Source organism: Pantoea sp. YU22 (assembly GCF_003970755.1).
Classification (GTDB): domain Bacteria; phylum Pseudomonadota; class Gammaproteobacteria; order Enterobacterales; family Enterobacteriaceae; genus Pantoea; species Pantoea piersonii.
In genome coordinates this window covers 40858-56815 of the sequence record NZ_RYDU01000009.1, presented here as the reverse complement: position 1 = coordinate 56815, position 15958 = coordinate 40858, and the positions used below count along the sequence as shown (strand labels likewise).

The 15958-nt window shown below is 57.2% G+C and carries 15 protein-coding genes and 1 tRNA gene; 4 read left to right on the top strand and 12 right to left on the bottom strand.

Going from position 1 to position 15958, the window contains the following annotated elements; genetic code table 11:
• Positions 1-197: 197 nt before the first annotated feature.
• The 6 genes from EKL29_RS14005 to EKL29_RS13980 form a co-directional block, all read right to left on the bottom strand.
• Complete coding sequence (locus EKL29_RS14005) at positions 198-683, bottom strand: type VI secretion system tube protein TssD (protein ID WP_126689997.1); 486 nt, start codon at positions 681-683, stop codon at positions 198-200.
• A 21-nt stretch (positions 684-704) separates the two neighbouring features.
• Complete coding sequence (locus EKL29_RS14000) at positions 705-1037, bottom strand: DUF1493 family protein (RefSeq protein ID WP_120453137.1); 333 nt, start codon at positions 1035-1037, stop codon at positions 705-707.
• A complete protein-coding gene (locus tag EKL29_RS13995; protein ID WP_120453139.1) occupies positions 1031-1489 on the bottom strand; it encodes an STM2901 family protein in 459 nt (152 codons plus the stop codon). Before EKL29_RS13995 ends, EKL29_RS14000 begins: the two co-directional genes overlap by 7 nt.
• A gap of 536 nt (positions 1490-2025) precedes the next feature.
• Positions 2026-2102, bottom strand: a tRNA-Pro gene (locus EKL29_RS13990).
• A gap of 71 nt (positions 2103-2173) precedes the next feature.
• On the bottom strand, positions 2174-3928 hold the full coding sequence (gene yejM / locus EKL29_RS13985; protein WP_120453141.1) for an LPS biosynthesis-modulating metalloenzyme YejM: 1755 nt from the start codon (positions 3926-3928) through the stop codon (positions 2174-2176).
• Positions 3929-3949: 21 nt separating this feature from the next.
• On the bottom strand, positions 3950-4177 hold the full coding sequence (locus EKL29_RS13980; protein WP_033750387.1) for a YejL family protein: 228 nt from the start codon (positions 4175-4177) through the stop codon (positions 3950-3952).
• A 158-nt stretch (positions 4178-4335) separates the two neighbouring features.
• Here EKL29_RS13980 and yejK point away from each other — a divergent pair, with 158 nt between their 5' ends.
• Positions 4336-5340, top strand: coding sequence for a nucleoid-associated protein YejK (gene yejK, locus EKL29_RS13975; protein ID WP_126689996.1), 1005 nt, complete (start codon positions 4336-4338; stop codon positions 5338-5340).
• Positions 5341-5412: 72 nt separating this feature from the next.
• Here the strand turns inward: yejK and rplY are convergent, their stop codons facing one another.
• On the bottom strand, positions 5413-5697 hold the full coding sequence (gene rplY / locus EKL29_RS13970; protein WP_033750384.1) for a 50S ribosomal protein L25: 285 nt from the start codon (positions 5695-5697) through the stop codon (positions 5413-5415).
• 130 nt (positions 5698-5827) lie between these two features.
• The gene (locus EKL29_RS13965) at positions 5828-7582 is read right to left on the bottom strand and encodes a DEAD/DEAH box helicase (protein ID WP_126689995.1); all 1755 of its coding nucleotides are present in this window, start codon (positions 7580-7582) and stop codon (positions 5828-5830) included.
• A gap of 164 nt (positions 7583-7746) precedes the next feature.
• On the opposite strand from EKL29_RS13965, the gene rsuA reads away from it, so the two are divergent.
• The 3 genes from rsuA to EKL29_RS13950 all read left to right on the top strand — a co-directional run bounded on the left by rsuA (position 7747) and on the right by EKL29_RS13950 (position 10398).
• The gene (gene rsuA / locus EKL29_RS13960) at positions 7747-8466 is read left to right on the top strand and encodes a 16S rRNA pseudouridine(516) synthase RsuA (RefSeq protein WP_120453147.1); all 720 of its coding nucleotides are present in this window, start codon (positions 7747-7749) and stop codon (positions 8464-8466) included.
• A 10-nt stretch (positions 8467-8476) separates the two neighbouring features.
• The gene (locus tag EKL29_RS13955; RefSeq protein ID WP_120453149.1) at positions 8477-9673 is read left to right on the top strand and encodes a Bcr/CflA family multidrug efflux MFS transporter; all 1197 of its coding nucleotides are present in this window, start codon (positions 8477-8479) and stop codon (positions 9671-9673) included.
• A 404-nt stretch (positions 9674-10077) separates the two neighbouring features.
• The gene (locus tag EKL29_RS13950; RefSeq protein WP_120453151.1) at positions 10078-10398 is read left to right on the top strand and encodes a hypothetical protein; all 321 of its coding nucleotides are present in this window, start codon (positions 10078-10080) and stop codon (positions 10396-10398) included.
• On the opposite strand, the gene yejF is transcribed toward EKL29_RS13950, so the two are convergent.
• Genes yejF through EKL29_RS13930 form a run of 4 tightly spaced genes read right to left on the bottom strand, consistent with a single transcriptional unit; the run spans position 10385 to position 15909 of the window.
• Complete coding sequence (gene yejF / locus EKL29_RS13945; RefSeq protein ID WP_126689994.1) at positions 10385-11983, bottom strand: microcin C ABC transporter ATP-binding protein YejF; 1599 nt, start codon at positions 11981-11983, stop codon at positions 10385-10387. The two genes, EKL29_RS13950 and yejF, sit on opposite strands and share 14 nt — an antisense overlap.
• 2 nt (positions 11984-11985) lie before the next feature.
• Positions 11986-13008, bottom strand: coding sequence for an ABC transporter permease (locus EKL29_RS13940; RefSeq protein WP_126689993.1), 1023 nt, complete (start codon positions 13006-13008; stop codon positions 11986-11988).
• Positions 13008-14093: a microcin C ABC transporter permease YejB gene (locus EKL29_RS13935; RefSeq protein WP_126689992.1), complete on the bottom strand. Its 1086-nt coding sequence runs from the start codon at positions 14091-14093 to the stop codon at positions 13008-13010. Before EKL29_RS13935 ends, EKL29_RS13940 begins: the two co-directional genes overlap by 1 nt.
• Before the next feature lie 10 nt (positions 14094-14103).
• The gene (locus EKL29_RS13930) at positions 14104-15909 is read right to left on the bottom strand and encodes an extracellular solute-binding protein (RefSeq protein WP_126689991.1); all 1806 of its coding nucleotides are present in this window, start codon (positions 15907-15909) and stop codon (positions 14104-14106) included.
• Positions 15910-15958: the final 49 nt, after the last annotated feature.

The window sequence follows — 15958 nt, the reverse complement described above, 5'->3', positions numbered from 1 at the left end:
CAGAATTAACCGGACAATAACTGCGCCAGTAGCAAAAATGTAATCGCCTTCTTTGCTTAATGAAAAGCAGGCCGCTTCAGATCATGGCAGTTGGCGTGTTGGAGCTAACTGAGGGAACAAGCCGCGTCTGGTTTATCTGCATCGAAGGGTGGGAATGGTTAATAATTACGTTTGCGATACCATCACGGCATGTCGGCTCAGGTGGTAGGTCGCTCATTCCATGAATCATGAGCCAGCAGATTACCGTCCTTATACAGATGGGTTATTTTTTCGTAGTTCAGCGCGACTTCCTCCATATGACCTGTGCCCGGACAATCACGGGTGTCGTGCATCATGGGGCTGAGCGAAATCACTTTGACCTTTTCAAGCGTGATTCGGTAATACTCCACCTCTTGCCCAGCGTAATCGATATGATAAAAACGAAACTCAGCTGAGCGAAGTGTCTGGCCCGTTGCTGCAGCCTTGAAAAGATACGGAGAGGCGCTATCAATTTCTTTAGTAAACTGGAAAGGCGAGTGCTGGCGTGTTCCCGTTACTTTCCCTGTCATCGGGTCTGTAGGAAGAGTTAAGCTATGGTGAAAGCCTCGTAGCTCTATACTTCCTTCACGATCCAGCACATCGGATGCCCCCTGGATAACTGAACCGCCGTCATCGGTCAAAAATAAGTGAACAGGTACGGCCATTTTAACGCTCCTTACTTGTGTTTAATCGTATAACCAGCGACCAGCCTTCGCTGATTCAATTAGCATACCGATGGTGAAATCTGGGACGGGTATCGGCGGGACTTTTTTAAAGGGGTTCCATGAAACAGGCACGTCAGGATAATAGGTCTCTATTTTAAAGTTGCCCTTGTCAATGTTGAAAGTTGTAAAAAATTCGTCCATAAGATCTTCGGCTTCACTTACATCTAACTGCATATCTGTATCTAAATCGGTCTTCGGATTTAGCTTCCTTTGTTTTTTCTCGTTATTAAATAAATAAACGCCGTTGTAGCGCCTGACTAAGTGGTAAATACGCTGCTCAATATCATCTACCATAATTTATCCTTACCTCGTGCTATGGCATTGTAATCCCGTACAGAACAGTAGGTGATACGAGAGACATCGGTAATTAAAATAACTTCACCTATAAGAGGGATAGTTCGACCGACGAAGGTACTGATTTTAGCAACCATTCTGCGTTCTGCTGTCCATGGGGTGTAACCTCCGACCCACGTTGGTAATTTGATCCCAAAAGGAAATTTTGCTGTTTTAAACAGCCCTCTCATGGACTGAGATGCTCGTGATGTGCCTTGTTTCGCTCCAGCAGGTTTCGCCCTGGTTTTCTGATTATTCACCCCACTATAGAGGGCAACCACAGCGGCAATATCCTGAATGCCGAAATGATTCGCAGTATTCATTACAAAAACCATGAAAAAAAGCTCAGAGGCGGTAAGGTTGGATCGCCCTGCATAGAAATATGCTCCGTTAAGCTCTTCAACTGTATCCATACGTTACCCTCGACGCTTTTCTTGTTTGAGGAGGAACCGGCCACAGGATTAACGGAATACAATTCTTCAGAAGGGGCGGCCAACGAACCGTTTTCTATATTAAGAAAATTCTCTCTTTAGTAAACAGAAGACGTGAACGTATTTCTTCTCATTTGAGAATGAACGTAACCTGATAAAGTCTCCCGTGCTCTGGCTGTTTTTATACCCATCCTTCGATGAAGCACTCGTCACGGCACGTAAGTTCGAAGCACACCGTTCACAGAACGCGGCGAAGAGGTACTGAGCAGGTTAAAAGAGAGCAGGTTGATAACCCGGACGGGCGGCGGTTTTGTCATTACAGACAGCGGATAAAAATCGCGGGCAAGGCGTCCGCTGAGGCCGGTGTACCGGAAACGTAAGTGACATCATTATGCGCGTTTGACGGGATGACGAGCCTGTATAGTCATCAACGCTTCATTTCTTCAGCACGAGGTTTGCCATCGTAAGATTCAGGCATAAAAAAAGCAGCCTTAACAGGCTGCTTTAGTTGGGAATTTTGGTCGGCACGAGAGGATTTGAACCTCCGACCCCTGACACCCCATGACAGTGCGCTACCAGGCTGCGCTACGTGCCGAACAGTGGGGCTTAGTCTACTGTTTCTTCGCCGGAATGCAAGCAGCTGGCGTCTAACTGCCTCATAAATAATCAGTTAGCGATAAAGCGCTTCTCTTCCGTCAGCACCTGCAGCAATAACGCCAGCTCTGGCCGGTGATCTTTCAGGAGATTGCCCTGCGCATCGTAGGCGCGATAGCTGCCATTATTGTTGAGCACCAGCGTCACCTGAGGCGTGGTCACCACCAGACGGTTATCTTCGCTGCTGGCGACCCAGTCGTGGCGGCGCTGCGCGGCAAAGAGATCTTCCCCTTGCGAATAATTCACCGGGCTGGTGCGCACATGCAGCAGGCGCTGCATCAGCGTCGCCATCACATCCTGATGGTCGGTCAGACGATCGATGGTCTGCGCAGGCGTATCCGGCCAGTGAATCACCAGCGGAACCTGCAGGTTCGCACGATTGCCTACGTTACCGGCGTTGCCGTCCAGCGCCACGCCTTGTTGCGCAGTAATCACCACCACGGTCTTTTTCAGCAGATCGCGCTGTTGCAGCGTGGTGAGCACGTTATGAATTTGCTCATCAATCGTCGCAGCCTGACGCAAGTAGCTGCGTTGACGCATTTTCGCCGGCGTGCCGCTCAGATCGACGCCGTCCAGCGCAAGCCAGGAGAACCAGGGGTTGCCGTCGCCTTTCTGCCCGTTCAGCCAGTTTTGCCACTGGGTGACCGTGCTGGCGTTGGGCTGGCTGTCGGTATTCGGCAGCGTATAGTCCGTCAGCAGCGCCTGGCGATAGAGCGGCTGGTTAAAGCCCTCCGATGAGAAAAGCCCAAACTGGTAGCCCTGCGAACTTAATGCGCCAAGCAGCGCCGACGGCATGCGCGCCGCCAGCACGCCGTCCATATAGCTGGCAGAAATGCCGTAGAACAGGCCAAACAGCCCTTTTTCCGGAATATCGCCTGCGCTGTAGTGCTGGGTAAAACGCACATTATCGCTGGCGAACTGATTAAGCTGCGGCAGCGTTTTTGCCATATCGCCGCCGTTCAGCGTTTTCACGGTGATGACCAGCAGGTTATTGCGCGTGCCGCCATCGCGGAAGGTGATATCGCTAAGCGGGTACTGTACCGAAACCGCTTCCGGATCGCCCTGCTGAATCAGGCGCTGCTGATAAGCCTGCGCGTCCAGTAAACCGTGGCGCTCAAGAAAGCGTCGGGCGGTCATCGGATAGGAGAGCGGCAGGTTAGCGCGCTGCATGGTAATCGGACGATAGAAATTGGCATCGGCCCAGATATAGAGCAGGTGGCTGGCGAAAAACGCACTGATAAACAGCGCCGCCAGCGGCTTGCCGAACGAGCGCCGGTTCAGGCTGCGCAGCTTCTGCCAGCTCCAGGTGGCGAACAGCATCTCCACCAGGAAAATCAGCGGCACGCTGATAAACATCAGCTGCCAGTCGCGCGCCATCTCGCTCTGGTCCGGGTTGATCACCAGCTCCCACACCACCGGATTAAGGTGCAGATGGAAGCGGTTGAACACCGCGCTGTCGACCATAATCAGCGTCAGCCCGACGGTAGCGATAATCGCCGACAGGACGCGCAGCAGCCGCTGCGACATCACGACAAAGGTCAGGGGAAATATCGCCAGCAGGTAGACGGCGAAAACAATAAAGCTGAAGTGGCCGATCCAGCTGCTGAAAGCGTAAACGCGTCCAACGAGCGAAGCGGGCCAGTCGGCGACCGCCAGATAGCGGCTGCCTAAAATCAACGCGAATAAAATATTAAACAGAGCAAACCAGTGCCCCCAACTGATCATCTGGGACACTTTTTCGCGGTAGCGCTGCCGGTTGGTTACCATATTATGCGGTCAAATCAGCGATTAATGGGCGTTGTCGTCACGTACGGAGGCCTGCAGGGCTTCCGCGAAAGATCGTGCCAGTGAACGGCGCTGCGCCGGCGCAACGTCGCTGTTGATCACGTTGGTCACCATATTCCCCAGCACCATCAGGGAAAGGTCGGTCGGCGCATTGTCTTTCTGCAGCACCTGGGCCAGTTGCGCGAGGAGTTTTTCCACGCGTTCGTCGCTGTAACGGGATGATTGTGGCATATCGTCGACTAATCTCGTTTCAAAAGGCGATATAGTACCGTAACAACAGGGTTTTTGCCGCAATTTTATCGAAAGCGCATCGTTCGGCTATCGCATGGAGTTGAAAGCCGGTGCGGGCGGTGTTTGAATACGCGCCTGAACCAAAAGGAGAGTCTACCATGAGTCTGGATATCGACCAGATTGCCCTGCATCAGCTTATCAAGCGCGACGAGAATCAGCTTGAGCTGGTGCTGCGCGATACGCTGCTGCCCGCCAACGCCACCGTGGAAGCGATGGTAGAGGAGCTGCACCGCGTCTACAGCGCCAAAAATAAAGCCTACGGTCTGTTTAACGAAGATAGCGAACTGGCCGAAGCGCTGCGCAACTGCCGGAAGGGCAATGATGACTTCCTGGCGTTCAGCCGCGCGGCGACCGGCCGTCTGCGCGACGAGCTGGCAAAATATCCTTTCGCCGAAGGTGGCGTGGTGCTGTTTGTGCACTATCGCTATCTGGCGGTGGAATATCTGCTGGTGGCGGTGCTCAATAGCCAGAGCAGCATGCGCGTCAATGAGCAGCTCGACATCAGCAGCACCCACTATCTTGACATCAACCATGCCGATATCGTGGCGCGCATCGACTTAACCGAGTGGGAACTGACGCCGGACTCCACCCGCTATCTGACTTTTCTGCGCGGCCGCGTAGGGCGCAAAGTCGCCGATTTCTTTATGGACTTCCTCGGCGCCAGCGTCGGTCTTGATACTAAAGCGCAAAACCGCGGCCTGCTGCAGGCGGTGGATGACTACTGTGCGGAGTCGGCGCTTGATAAGAACGAACGACAGAGCTATCGCCAGCAGGTTTACAGCTATTGCAACGAGCAGCTGCAGGCGGGCGAGGAGATCGCGCTGGAAGATCTGTCGAAGGAGCTGCCGCCGCTCGGCGAGAAATCCTTTCAGGCCTTTACGCAGGAGCAGGGCTATGAGCTGGAGGAGCACTTTCCGGCGGATCGCAGCACGCTGCGCCAGCTGACCAAATTCTCCGGCAGCGGCGGCGGTTTGACGCTAAATTTCGACGCCGCGCTGCTGGGTGAGCGCATCTTCTGGGATCCGGCCACCGATACCTTAACCATTAAGGGCACGCCGCCGAACCTGCGCGATCAGCTGCAGCGACGCACCAGCGGCAAATAAGCGTGCAGGCGCTGTCAGCCAGCAAAAAAAAACGCCGCATAAGCGGCGTTTTTTATGTCGATTCGCAGGCGATTAGGCGCGTACGAAGTCGATGTGGTGCAGTTTTGGCTTGAACGGGTGACGCTGAACAGCCTGCACTTTGACGTTGGTTTCTTTACCGTCGACAACCAGAGTCAGAACGTCAGTGTAGAAACCTGGCTTGGTCTGCAGGTTCATTACTGAGTCGTGGTCCAGTTCGATAGAAACAGCGGCTTCGCTACCACCATAGATGATGGCCGGGAATTTGTTCGCTGTGCGCAGGCGGCGGCTCGCACCCTTACCCTGCTCTTTACGTACTTCTGCGTTGATGGTCAACATTATCATGTCTCTTTAATAATTCCTGCTACAGGCGACCCAGCAACAGGAGGGTTGTTCAAAGGCTAATGCGAATGCAAAAGCGGGCGGCAGTATAGCGGTAATGGGCGGGGCGGGCAAATGATTCCGCCGTTTAGCGCAGCTCGTTGGCGCGGCGAAAGCGTCCCTGATAGTCGAAAAGCTTCTCGCGCACCTGCCAGAACTGCCCTTTAGCGCGCGCTACCACAAAATCGGGATGGCGCAGCAGCGGCTGCAGCGCGACCACGTCGGCCGCGGTTTGCCAGCCGAGCGGCACGCCCGGCGCGCGCTGATGCGGCCGCATAAAAAGCTGTTCGAACGCCTTACGCTGAGCGGGCGTACTCAGACGAAAGCGTTCGTCGACGCTGGTGCCATCCTCGTCGAAATAGGTCGCCTTCAGCCATTCGCCTTTATCATCGCGGCCATGCGCCAGCGTCATGCCGCCGCAGCGCAGCACCAGCGCATCCTTCAGCTTCAGCGCCGCCTTCAGCATATCGTCGGGATCGACCAGCACTTTATCGCACTGATGGCAGCGGCGCGCCGCGATATCGTTTTCGGCGCCGCAGTCGGGACAGCTTTTAAAGCGGAAGCGGAAATCGCACTGTTCGCGGTTGCCTTCGTCATCTTCCAGCACGCCCTGACAGCGGCGGCCGAAGTGCTCGATAATCATGCCGTCTGCGGTGGTTTTGCCCCAGAAGGTGTTGGCGAACCCGCAGGCGGGACAGAACACCTGTACCGGCTCATTGTCGCTGGCGCCTTTCGGCGCGCCCACTTCCGGCGTAAAGAGATCGTGCGGGTTGCCGGCGTAGTCGAGAATCAGGCAGTCGGTTTTGCCCGGCGACAGGCGCAGACCACGCCCGACGATCTGCTGATAGAGGCTGACCGACTCGGTAGGGCGCAAAATAGCGATAAGATCGACGTGGGGCGCATCGAAGCCGGTCGTCAGCACCGCGACGTTAACCAGGAATTTCAGCTGCTGCGCCTTAAAGGCGGCGATAGTCGCATCGCGCGCTTTAGCGGTGGTTTCCGCCGAGATCAACGCGCTATTGTCGGGCAGCAGCGAGAGGATCTCGCGCGCGTGCTCTACCGTCGAGGCAAATACCATCACGCCGCGCCGATCCTCGGCGAATTCCACGATCTGGCTAATGATATGCGGCGTTACACGCTGCTGCTGCTTTAGCTCGCGATTAAGATCGGACTCGCTGAACAGCCCGTTGGCCTGCGCTGTCAGACGGCTGAAGTCATACTGCACCACCGGCATATCAAGCCGCTCCGGTGGCACCAGAAAGCCGTGTTTGATCATATAACGCAGCGGCAGCTCGTAGATGCAGTCGCGGAAAAAGGCTTTTTCGTCGCCGCGCACCATGCCGTGATAGTGAAACTGATAGATCCAGCCTTTGCCGAGGCGAAAGGGAGTCGCCGTCAGGCCCAGCAGGCGCAGCTGCGGATTGTGCTGGCGCAGATGAGTGAAAATTTGCTGATACTGGCTGTTGTCGTCATCGCTGATGCGATGGCACTCATCCACGATCGCCAGCGAAAAGGCGCTGTCGAACTGATCCAGATTACGCGCTACCGACTGCACGCTGCCGAATACCACTTTGCGCTGACTCTCTTTGCGCTGCAAACCGGCGGCGAAGATATCCGCTTCAAGGCCATAGGCCTGATATTTGCTGTGGTTCTGCTCCACCAGTTCTTTAACGTGCGCGAGCACCAGCACGCGTCCGCGCGCCAGCCGCGCCAGCTCGGCGATCACCAGGCTTTTGCCTGCGCCGGTCGGCAGTACGATCACCGCCGGTTCGGCGTGACGACGAAAATGATTGAGAGTCGCGTTAACCGCGTCTTGCTGATAGGGACGTAGAGTAAAAGCCATTGCCGATCACTTTTGCGAAACTGAGCGAGATTATGCCATGAAAATAGAGGAAACGCAGGAACGGCTCTGTGCGACAGCCTCGGTTCGGGCTATACTTCTCCTACTTTTTCAACGGGTAAAACCCCGTTTCAGTTTCCCTCCGCAGTAACAGGCAAAGCGAATTCATGCGACTCGACAAATTCATCTCTCAGCAACTGGAAGTCAGCCGGGCTATTGCCGGTCGTGAAATCCGGGGGCAAAAAGTCACCGTTAATGGCGAAGTGGTGCGCGACACCGCCTTCAAAATCCTGCCCGAGCATGAGGTGGAATATGACGGCAATCCGCTGCAGCTGCAGGTAGGGCCGCGCTATTTTATGCTGAACAAGCCGCAGGGCTACGTCTGCTCCACGGACGATCCCGATCACCCGACTATCTTGTTTTTTATTGAAGAGCCGACCGCGTGGAAGCTGCATGCCGCAGGGCGCCTTGATATCGACACTACCGGTCTGGTGCTGCTGACCGACGACGGACAGTGGTCGCACCGTATTACCTCGCCGCGCCATCACTGCGAGAAAACCTACCGCGTCACGCTGGAGCATCCCGTCGCTGAAGATGTGGCGCAGCAGTTCGCCGCAGGCATTCAGCTGCACGGCGAAAAATCCCTGACCCAACCGGCGCGGCTGGAAGAGATTACGCCGACCGAGGTGCTGCTGACGCTCAGCGAAGGGCGCTATCACCAGGTGAAGCGCATGTTTGCCGCTGTCGGCAATCGCGTGGTTGGGCTGCATCGCGAGCGCATCGGCGGCATCGTGCTGGATGCGGATCTGGAGCCGGGCGAGTATCGTCCGCTGACGGAAGATGAAATTGCCAGCGTCGGGCTGCCCGACGAGTTAAAACAGAAATAGCGGAGCGGCCGTGCGCAAGGATAAAAATTCAGCTGTGGGACTGGTAGTGATTCTGGGATTGCTGGCGATGCTGATGCCGCTTTCCATTGATATGTATCTGCCCGCGATGCCGCAGATCGCCCGCGAATTCGGCGTAGCGGCGGGTCGCGTGCAGATGACGCTTAATCTCTATATCCTTGGTTTCGCCATCGGTCAGCTGGTATATGGCCCGCTGGCGGACAGCTACGGCCGCAAACCGGTCATTGTGCTCGGCACGCTGATTTTCGCCTGTGCCGCAGCAGCCTGCGCGCTGTCGCAGTCGATTGACCAGCTGATTCTTATGCGCTTTCTGCACGGTCTTTCCGCCGCCGCAGCCAGCGTGGTGATTAACGCCCTGATGCGGGACAGCTACTCGAAAGAGGATTTCTCGCGCATGATGTCGTTTGTCATGCTGATCACCACCATTGCACCGCTGCTGGCACCGATTATCGGCGGCTGGCTGCTGCTGGTATGGGACTGGCACGCCATTTTCTGGACGCTGTCGATCGCCGCCTTGATCACCACCGTGATGGTGATGACGCAAATCCGCGAGACGCTCAGGCCGGAACAGCGTCAGCGTTTTCACCTGCGCACCATGCTGGGTAACTTCGTCACGCTGTTCCGTCACAAGCGCGCCTTCAGCTATATGCTGGCGAGCGGCTTCTCTTTTGCCGGGCTGTTTACCTTTCTGAATGCCGGTCCGTTCGTCTATATCGAGGTAAACCACGTGTCGCCGCAGAACTTCGGGTATTACTTCGCGCTGAACGTGGTGTTTCTGTTTGTCATGACCCTGATCAACAGCCGCGCGGTGCGCCGCTTTGGCCCGCTGGCGATGTTCCGCGCCGGGCTGCTGATTCAGTTCGCGATGGGCATCTGGCTGCTGGCGGTCAGCGCGCTGCACATGGGCTTTATTCCTATGGTGCTGGGCGTCGCCATGTTTATCGGCTGCGTCTCGATGGTCTCCTCCAACGCCATGGCGGTTATTCTGGATGAGTTTCCCCATATGGCAGGCACCGCCTCGTCGCTGGCGGGCACGCTGCGCTTTGGCGTCGGCGCGCTGGTAGGCGCGCTGCTGTCGACGGCCAGCTTTAACAGCGCCTGGCCGATGGTGGGCACCATCGCGGCATGCGCTACGCTCTCTGTTCTCTTCTTTATCTACGCGTCGCGCCCTCGCGCTATCAGACGCTAAGCCCCAGCCCCGCCGCTTAAAGCGTCCCGCGCAGGGACGCTTTAAGCGGCTTTGCGACAGGGCCAGGCCACTCAGCGTCGGCAAGGTTGTCACCGCCCCTTTGACATGCCCTTTTTGGTATTTTCCCCGCTTCGCTCTCTGACGCTACCGTCGTTATGTTTCTTATATGTGAAAATTAATGATTAAGAAAGTAACGAGATTGCGTCTAAACTGATTGTTAACTGTCGATGAACGCGGTACTAATAGGCCAAAATGCGAGCCGACTCGCAAATAACAATCTTTTCCCACTTCGTTTAGTGGGAAACGAGAGAGCAGGCCTTGACGTCCGTTTCTGCCGTTTAGCAGCAACAGCAAGCGACGTTCATCGTGACTGAAGTTAATCGCTCTGGGGATATCTGTTAACTATGCTGCAACTTTCCATCGTGCATCGCCTGCCGCAGCGCTTTCGCTGGGCCAGCGAGCTTCATAGCGCTATCGTGGCGGAAGAGGGCGTCGCCAACGAGCAGGATCTTATTGCGCTGCGCCTGATTAGCCATGATGGTCATCTTGGCTGGGAGATCATGCATCAGCTGCAGGATGCGCTGGCGTCGATTCAGGTCGAGTGCAAAGTAGCGGAGTGCGAAGGGTCGCCCTGTCTCTTTATTTTGCGCAGCGACGAAAGCGCGACGAACTGCTGCCTGAAAAACCAGGGTGTGGCGATCGCGGAAACCTTTAACGGTCACTGAGTTGCGCCGAGGCCAGCAGCTCGCGCGTATAGTCTGCGGCGGGCGCGGCGAACAGCCTCTCGCAGTCGCCTTGCTCCACGACTTCGCCCTGACGTAATACCATCACCTGATGACACAGCGAACGCACCACCTGTAAATCGTGACTGATAAAGAGATAGGTCAGCTGGTGCTGCTGCTGCAGCCTGCGCAGCAGCGTCAGAATCTGTTTCTGTACTGAGCGATCCAGTGAAGAGGTCGGTTCGTCCAGCACCATCAGCTGCGGTTCAAGCACCAGCGCGCGCGCAATAGCGATCCGCTGGCGCTGACCGCCGGAGAACTCCGCCGCATAGCGATGACGGCTCGCCGCGTCTAATCCAACTTCCTCCATCACCGCGATCACGCGCGCTTCCTGTTGGGTAGCGTCGAGAGCGGGTTGATGCACCGCCAGCCCCTCGGCAATGATCTGCTGCACCGTCATACGCGGATTCAGAGACGAGTTGGGATCCTGAAATACCACCTGTATGCGACGACGCAGCGGTAACAGCTCCCTGCGCGACAGATCGTGCAGCGGCTGGCCGTCGAACCAGATCTCGCCCTGCGCGCTGAGCAGCCGCAACAGCGCCAGGCCGGTGGTACTTTTGCCGGAGCCGGATTCGCCCACCAGTCCGAGGCTCTCGCCGCGCCGCAGCGAGAAGCTGAGGTTGCTGACGGCAACTTTTTCCGCCACCTGCCGCCTGAAAAGGCCGCGCCTGACCGGAAAGCTAACGCGCAGGTCGCGCACCTGCAGCAGCAGCGGCGCGTCGGGACGCAGCGGTACGGCGCGGCCTTCCGGCTCCGCCGCAAGCAGCTGCTGCGTATAGGGATGTTGCGGCTGGCTGAACAGCGCATGGCTGCTGTTGTGCTCGACGATTTTACCCTGGCGCATCACGCTGACGTTGTCCGCCAGCTGCTGCACGATGCCCAGATCGTGGGTAATAAACAGCATGGCCATGTTGCGTTCGCGCTGCAGCTCGCGCAGCAGGCGCAGGATTTGCGCCTGAACGGTGACGTCCAGCGCGGTGGTCGGCTCGTCGGCAATCAGCAGCGCAGGTTCGGTAAGCAGCGCCATGGCGATCATCACGCGCTGGCGCTCGCCGCCGGAGAGCTGATGAGGAAAATCATTCAACCGCGAGGCAGGGTTACGGATGCCGACCCGATCGAGGCAGCTGAGGATCTCCCCACGCGCCGCTTCGCGCCGCATGCCGCGGTGCAGAGAGAGCACCTCATAAAGCTGCTTCTCAATGGTGTGTAAGGGGTTAAGGGAGACCATCGGCTCCTGAAAGATCATCGCCATCTGGTTGCCCCGCAGACCCCGCATTCTCCGCTCGCTGACGCGCAGCAGATCCTCGCCGTTAAACAGAATTTCGCCGCCGGAATAGCGCGTCGGCGGCGCAGGCAGCAGCTGCATTACCGCAAGCGCGGTCACGCTTTTGCCCGAGCCCGATTCGCCCACCAGCGCCAGCGTTTCGCCAGCGTCGATACTGAAGGAGAGATCCTCAACCACGGTGCGCGTCACGCCGCCGCGGGCAAAGGCGACGGAAAGATGATGAATGGCAAGCAGCGACATAATCAGCCTCCCCAGGCGGGATCGAAGGCGTCGCGTACCGCTTCGCCAATAAAGATCAGCAGTGACAGCAGGATCGCCAGCGTAAAGAAGCCCGCCAGCCCCAGCCAGGGTGCCTGCAAATTATTCTTACCCTGCAACAGCAGTTCGCCGAGCGACGGCGACCCCACAGGCAGACCAAAGCCGAGAAAATCGAGCGAGGTCAGAGTCGCGATCGATCCGCACAGGATAAACGGCAGAAAAGTGAGGGTGGCAACCATGGCGTTGGGCAGCATATGCCGCAGCATAATGCGCCCGTCGCTGACCCCCAGCGCCCGTGCGGCGCGGATATAGTCGAAGTTGCGCGTGCGCAGAAACTCGGCGCGCACCACGCTGACCAGCCCCATCCAGCCGAAAATCACCGTCACCAGCAGCAGCCACCAGAAGTTGGGCTGGATGACGCTGGAGAGCAGGATCAGTAAAAACAGCGCGGGCATGCCGGACCAGACTTCAATCACGCGCTGACCGATAAGATCGATGCGGCCGCCGAAATAGCCCTGAACAGCGCCGACGATAATGCCGATAACGCTGGAAAAGAGCGTCAGCATAATCCCGAACAGCAGTGAGATGCGCGTGCCGTAAAGCAGACGCGCCAGCACGTCGCCACCGCTGGCGTCGGTGCCCAGCCAGTTTTGCGCCGAAGGCGGCGAGGGGAAGGGCGTCGAGGTCGCGAAGTTGATGGTGCTGTCGCTAAAGCGTATCGGCGCCCACAGCGCCCATCCTTTTTCATTCAGCTGTTTTTGCAGCCAGGGGTCCTGATAGTCGGCGGCGGTCGGCAGCGCGCCGCCGAAATCGCTTTCGCTGTAGCTGACCAGCAGCGGCACAAACCAGCGCTGCTGATAACGCACCAGCAGCGGCTTCTCATTGGCGAGCAGATCGGCGCCGAGTGAAAGCACGAAGATAACCAGAAAAATCCACAGCGACCAGTAACCGCGTCGGTTGTGGCGGAAACGCAGCCAGCGCTGCTGATTGACGGGAGACAAGCGCATCAGCGGCCCTCAAAATCAATACGGGGATCGACCAGCGTATAGGTCAGGTCGCTGAGGATATTCATCAGCAGGCCGATCAGGGTAAAAATATAGAGCGTGCCGAACATCACCGGGTAGTCGCGCTGAATAGTGGCGTCATAGCCCAGCAGGCCCAGTCCGTTCAGCGAAAACATCACCTCTATCAGCACCGAGCTGGTAAAAAACATGCTGATAAAGGTGGCGGGAAAGCTGGCGATAACCAGCAGCATGGCGTTGCGGAACACGTGATGATAAAGAATGCGTCGCTCGCTCACGCCTTTGGCGCGCGCCGTCACCACATACTGCTTGCGGATCTCATCGAGAAAGCTGTTTTTGGTCAGCATCGTCAGGGTGGCGAAGCCGCCAATCACCGTCGCCAGCACCGGCAGGCTGATATGCCACAGGTAGTCGGCGATTTTGCCGTACCAGGAGAGAGAGTCAAACTGCGGCGAGGTGAGACCGCGCAGCGGAAACCAGTCGAGATAGCTGCCGCCAGCGAACAGGACAATCAGCATAATGCCGAACAGAAAGGCGGGCACCGAATAGCCGATAATAATAAAGGTGCTGCTCCAGACGTCGAAGGCGCTGCCGTTGCGCACCGCTTTTTTGATGCCCAGCGGAATCGATACCAGATAGATAATCAGCGTGCTCCACAGCCCAAGGCTGATGGAAACCGGCAGGCTCTCTTTAATCAGCTGCAGCACTGATGCGCTGCGAAACAGGCTGTCGCCGAAATCGAACCGCACATAGTTCCAGAGCATCTCGACATAGCGCTGCCACATCGGCTTATCGAAACCGTAGCGCTTTTTAATTTCAGCAATCACTTCCGGATCGAGGCCGCGCGCGCCGCGGTACTGATTGTCGCCGGGGCTGGCGCGGTTCAGGGACGCGCGCGCGCCGCTCTCGCCGCCGCCGGGCAGGCCTGTGGTCTGGCCGAACTGAATGTTAGCCAGCGCCTGGTCAACCGGGCCGCCGGGCGCGATCTGCACGATAAAAAAGTTCAGCGTAATAATCGCCCACAGCGTGGGAATAATCAGCAGCATTCTGCGCAAGAAATAGGCGGCCAACTCAGGCTCCTCAGCGTCGTTCGGCCGGCAAACGCGCGGCTTTGTTCACGTCATACCACCAGTTTTCCAGACCGCTGGCATAGGCGGGCTTTACCGCGGGATGGGAGAATTTATCCCAGTAGGCCATGCGATCCTCAGCGTTGTACCACATCGGGATCATATACGCATTCCACAGCAGGATGCGATCCAGCGCCTGGCCGAGCGGCAGCAGCGCCGCTTTATCGCCCTGATGCGCCACGATGGCTTTGACAAAGTGATCGACCAGCGGATCTTTGAGCCGCGCGCTGTTCCATGAAGAGTCGATAAAGTCAGATTGCCAGCTGGTCTGGAGATCCGAGCTGGGTGTGGGCATCGCCAGATAAACGCGGGCGATCATATCGTAATCGCCTTCGCGCAGCCTGCGCAGGTACTGTGAGGCATCCACCACACGCAGCGTCAGGCTGATGCCGAGACGCGACAGGCTATGCTGGAAGGGCAGGGCCCAGTCGTTGCTCGCGCCGCTGCGCAGCAGCAGTTCAATGCGCATCGGCTGGCCGGTTTTGTCGTCCACCAGCTGCTGGTTTTTTACCTGCCAGCCCGCCTGACGCAGCAGATCCAGTGCTTTCAGCAGGTTAGCCCGATCATAGCCGCTGCCATCGGTGCGCGGCGGCGCGTAGGGTGCGCTGAAAACCTCAGGCGGCAGCTGTTCTTTAAAAGGCGCCAGCAACGCCTGTTGCGCCGCGTCCGGCAGACCCTGCGCGGCGTACTCGGTATTCTGAAAATAGCTGCTGACCCGCTGATAAGTGCCATAGAACAGCGCTTTGTTCATCCACTCAAAATCGAAGGCCAGCGTGATCGCCTGGCGAACCCGACGATCGCGGAACAGCGCTTTTTCATTGTTCATGGCAAGCCAAGTGGTATTGGTCGACACCCTGTTGGGCGTGGTCTCTTTGACAATCTGCTGATCGTCGAAGTTACGGCCGCGATACTGGGTCGCCCATTTTTTAGCGGAGGTCTCTTCGCGCAGGTCGAACGCGCCCGCTTTAAAAGCTTCAAACGCGACGTTATCGTCAAGATAGTAGTCATAGCGCAGGGTATCGAAATTGAACCGGCCCCGGTTCACCGGCAGATCGGCCGCCCAGTAGTTTTTCACCCGGCTGTACTCGATATACTGACCCAGCTTGTAACGACTGATACGGTAAGGGCCGCTGGAGAGCGGCGGCGAACTCAGTGGCTCATTGAATTTTTTATCCTGCCACTCTTTCTGCGGCAGCACCGGCAAGGTCAGCAGACCCAGCATCAAATCTTTTTCTGGCTTCGGCAGGTCAATACGGACGCGCTGGCTATCCAGCGCTTTGATCGTCACGCCGCGATAAACGACGCGAAACTGCGGCACGCCTTCGCGCATAAATTTATCGAAGGTAAAGGCGACGTCCTGCGCGGTAATCGGCGTGCCGTCGTGAAATTGCGCGCGCGGATTGAGGCGTATCTCCATCCAGCGGAAGTTGTCGGCATAGCGCGCCGACTCGGCAATAAGCGGATAGTAGCTACCCGGTTCGTCATCAGACCCGACAAACAACCGATCGTAGAGCGCCTCGGTGCCTGCGCCGGGATTGCCACGCGAGGCGTAACGGTTAAAGTTGTCGTATGTGCCAACTACCGCCTGGATAAGTTTGCCGCCTTTAGGCGCAGCGGGATCCGCATAGTCGAAGTGGCTAAAGTCGGCCGCATATTTGGGCTCGCCCAGCGTGGCGAATGCGCGGCTTTCATGCACCACTTCCGCGCGCAGCGGCGTGCTAAGGGCGACCAGCAACAGCATGATCAGGCGAAACAGCATAGGGTTAGCGCTCTCCTGTCGTCATTCAACATCCGGGGCGGGGCGGTCT

What these genes read in the sequence shown, in the direction of transcription:
- EKL29_RS14005 (WP_126689997.1), bottom strand. Translation starts at nt 683, where the DNA reads ATGGCCGTACCTGTTCACTTATTTTTGACCGATGACGGCGGTTCAGTT.
- EKL29_RS14000 (WP_120453137.1), bottom strand. Translation starts at nt 1,037, where the DNA reads ATGGTAGATGATATTGAGCAGCGTATTTACCACTTAGTCAGGCGCTAC.
- EKL29_RS13995 (WP_120453139.1), bottom strand. Translation starts at nt 1,489, where the DNA reads ATGGATACAGTTGAAGAGCTTAACGGAGCATATTTCTATGCAGGGCGA.
- yejM (WP_120453141.1), bottom strand. Translation starts at nt 3,928, where the DNA reads ATGGTAACCAACCGGCAGCGCTACCGCGAAAAAGTGTCCCAGATGATC.
- EKL29_RS13980 (WP_033750387.1), bottom strand. Translation starts at nt 4,177, where the DNA reads ATGCCACAATCATCCCGTTACAGCGACGAACGCGTGGAAAAACTCCTC.
- yejK (WP_126689996.1), top strand. Translation starts at nt 4,336, where the DNA reads ATGAGTCTGGATATCGACCAGATTGCCCTGCATCAGCTTATCAAGCGC.
- rplY (WP_033750384.1), bottom strand. Translation starts at nt 5,697, where the DNA reads ATGTTGACCATCAACGCAGAAGTACGTAAAGAGCAGGGTAAGGGTGCG.
- EKL29_RS13965 (WP_126689995.1), bottom strand. Translation starts at nt 7,582, where the DNA reads ATGGCTTTTACTCTACGTCCCTATCAGCAAGACGCGGTTAACGCGACT.
- rsuA (WP_120453147.1), top strand. Translation starts at nt 7,747, where the DNA reads ATGCGACTCGACAAATTCATCTCTCAGCAACTGGAAGTCAGCCGGGCT.
- EKL29_RS13950 (WP_120453151.1), top strand. Translation starts at nt 10,078, where the DNA reads ATGCTGCAACTTTCCATCGTGCATCGCCTGCCGCAGCGCTTTCGCTGG.
- yejF (WP_126689994.1), bottom strand. Translation starts at nt 11,983, where the DNA reads ATGTCGCTGCTTGCCATTCATCATCTTTCCGTCGCCTTTGCCCGCGGC.
- EKL29_RS13940 (WP_126689993.1), bottom strand. Translation starts at nt 13,008, where the DNA reads ATGCGCTTGTCTCCCGTCAATCAGCAGCGCTGGCTGCGTTTCCGCCAC.
- EKL29_RS13930 (WP_126689991.1), bottom strand. Translation starts at nt 15,909, where the DNA reads ATGCTGTTTCGCCTGATCATGCTGTTGCTGGTCGCCCTTAGCACGCCG.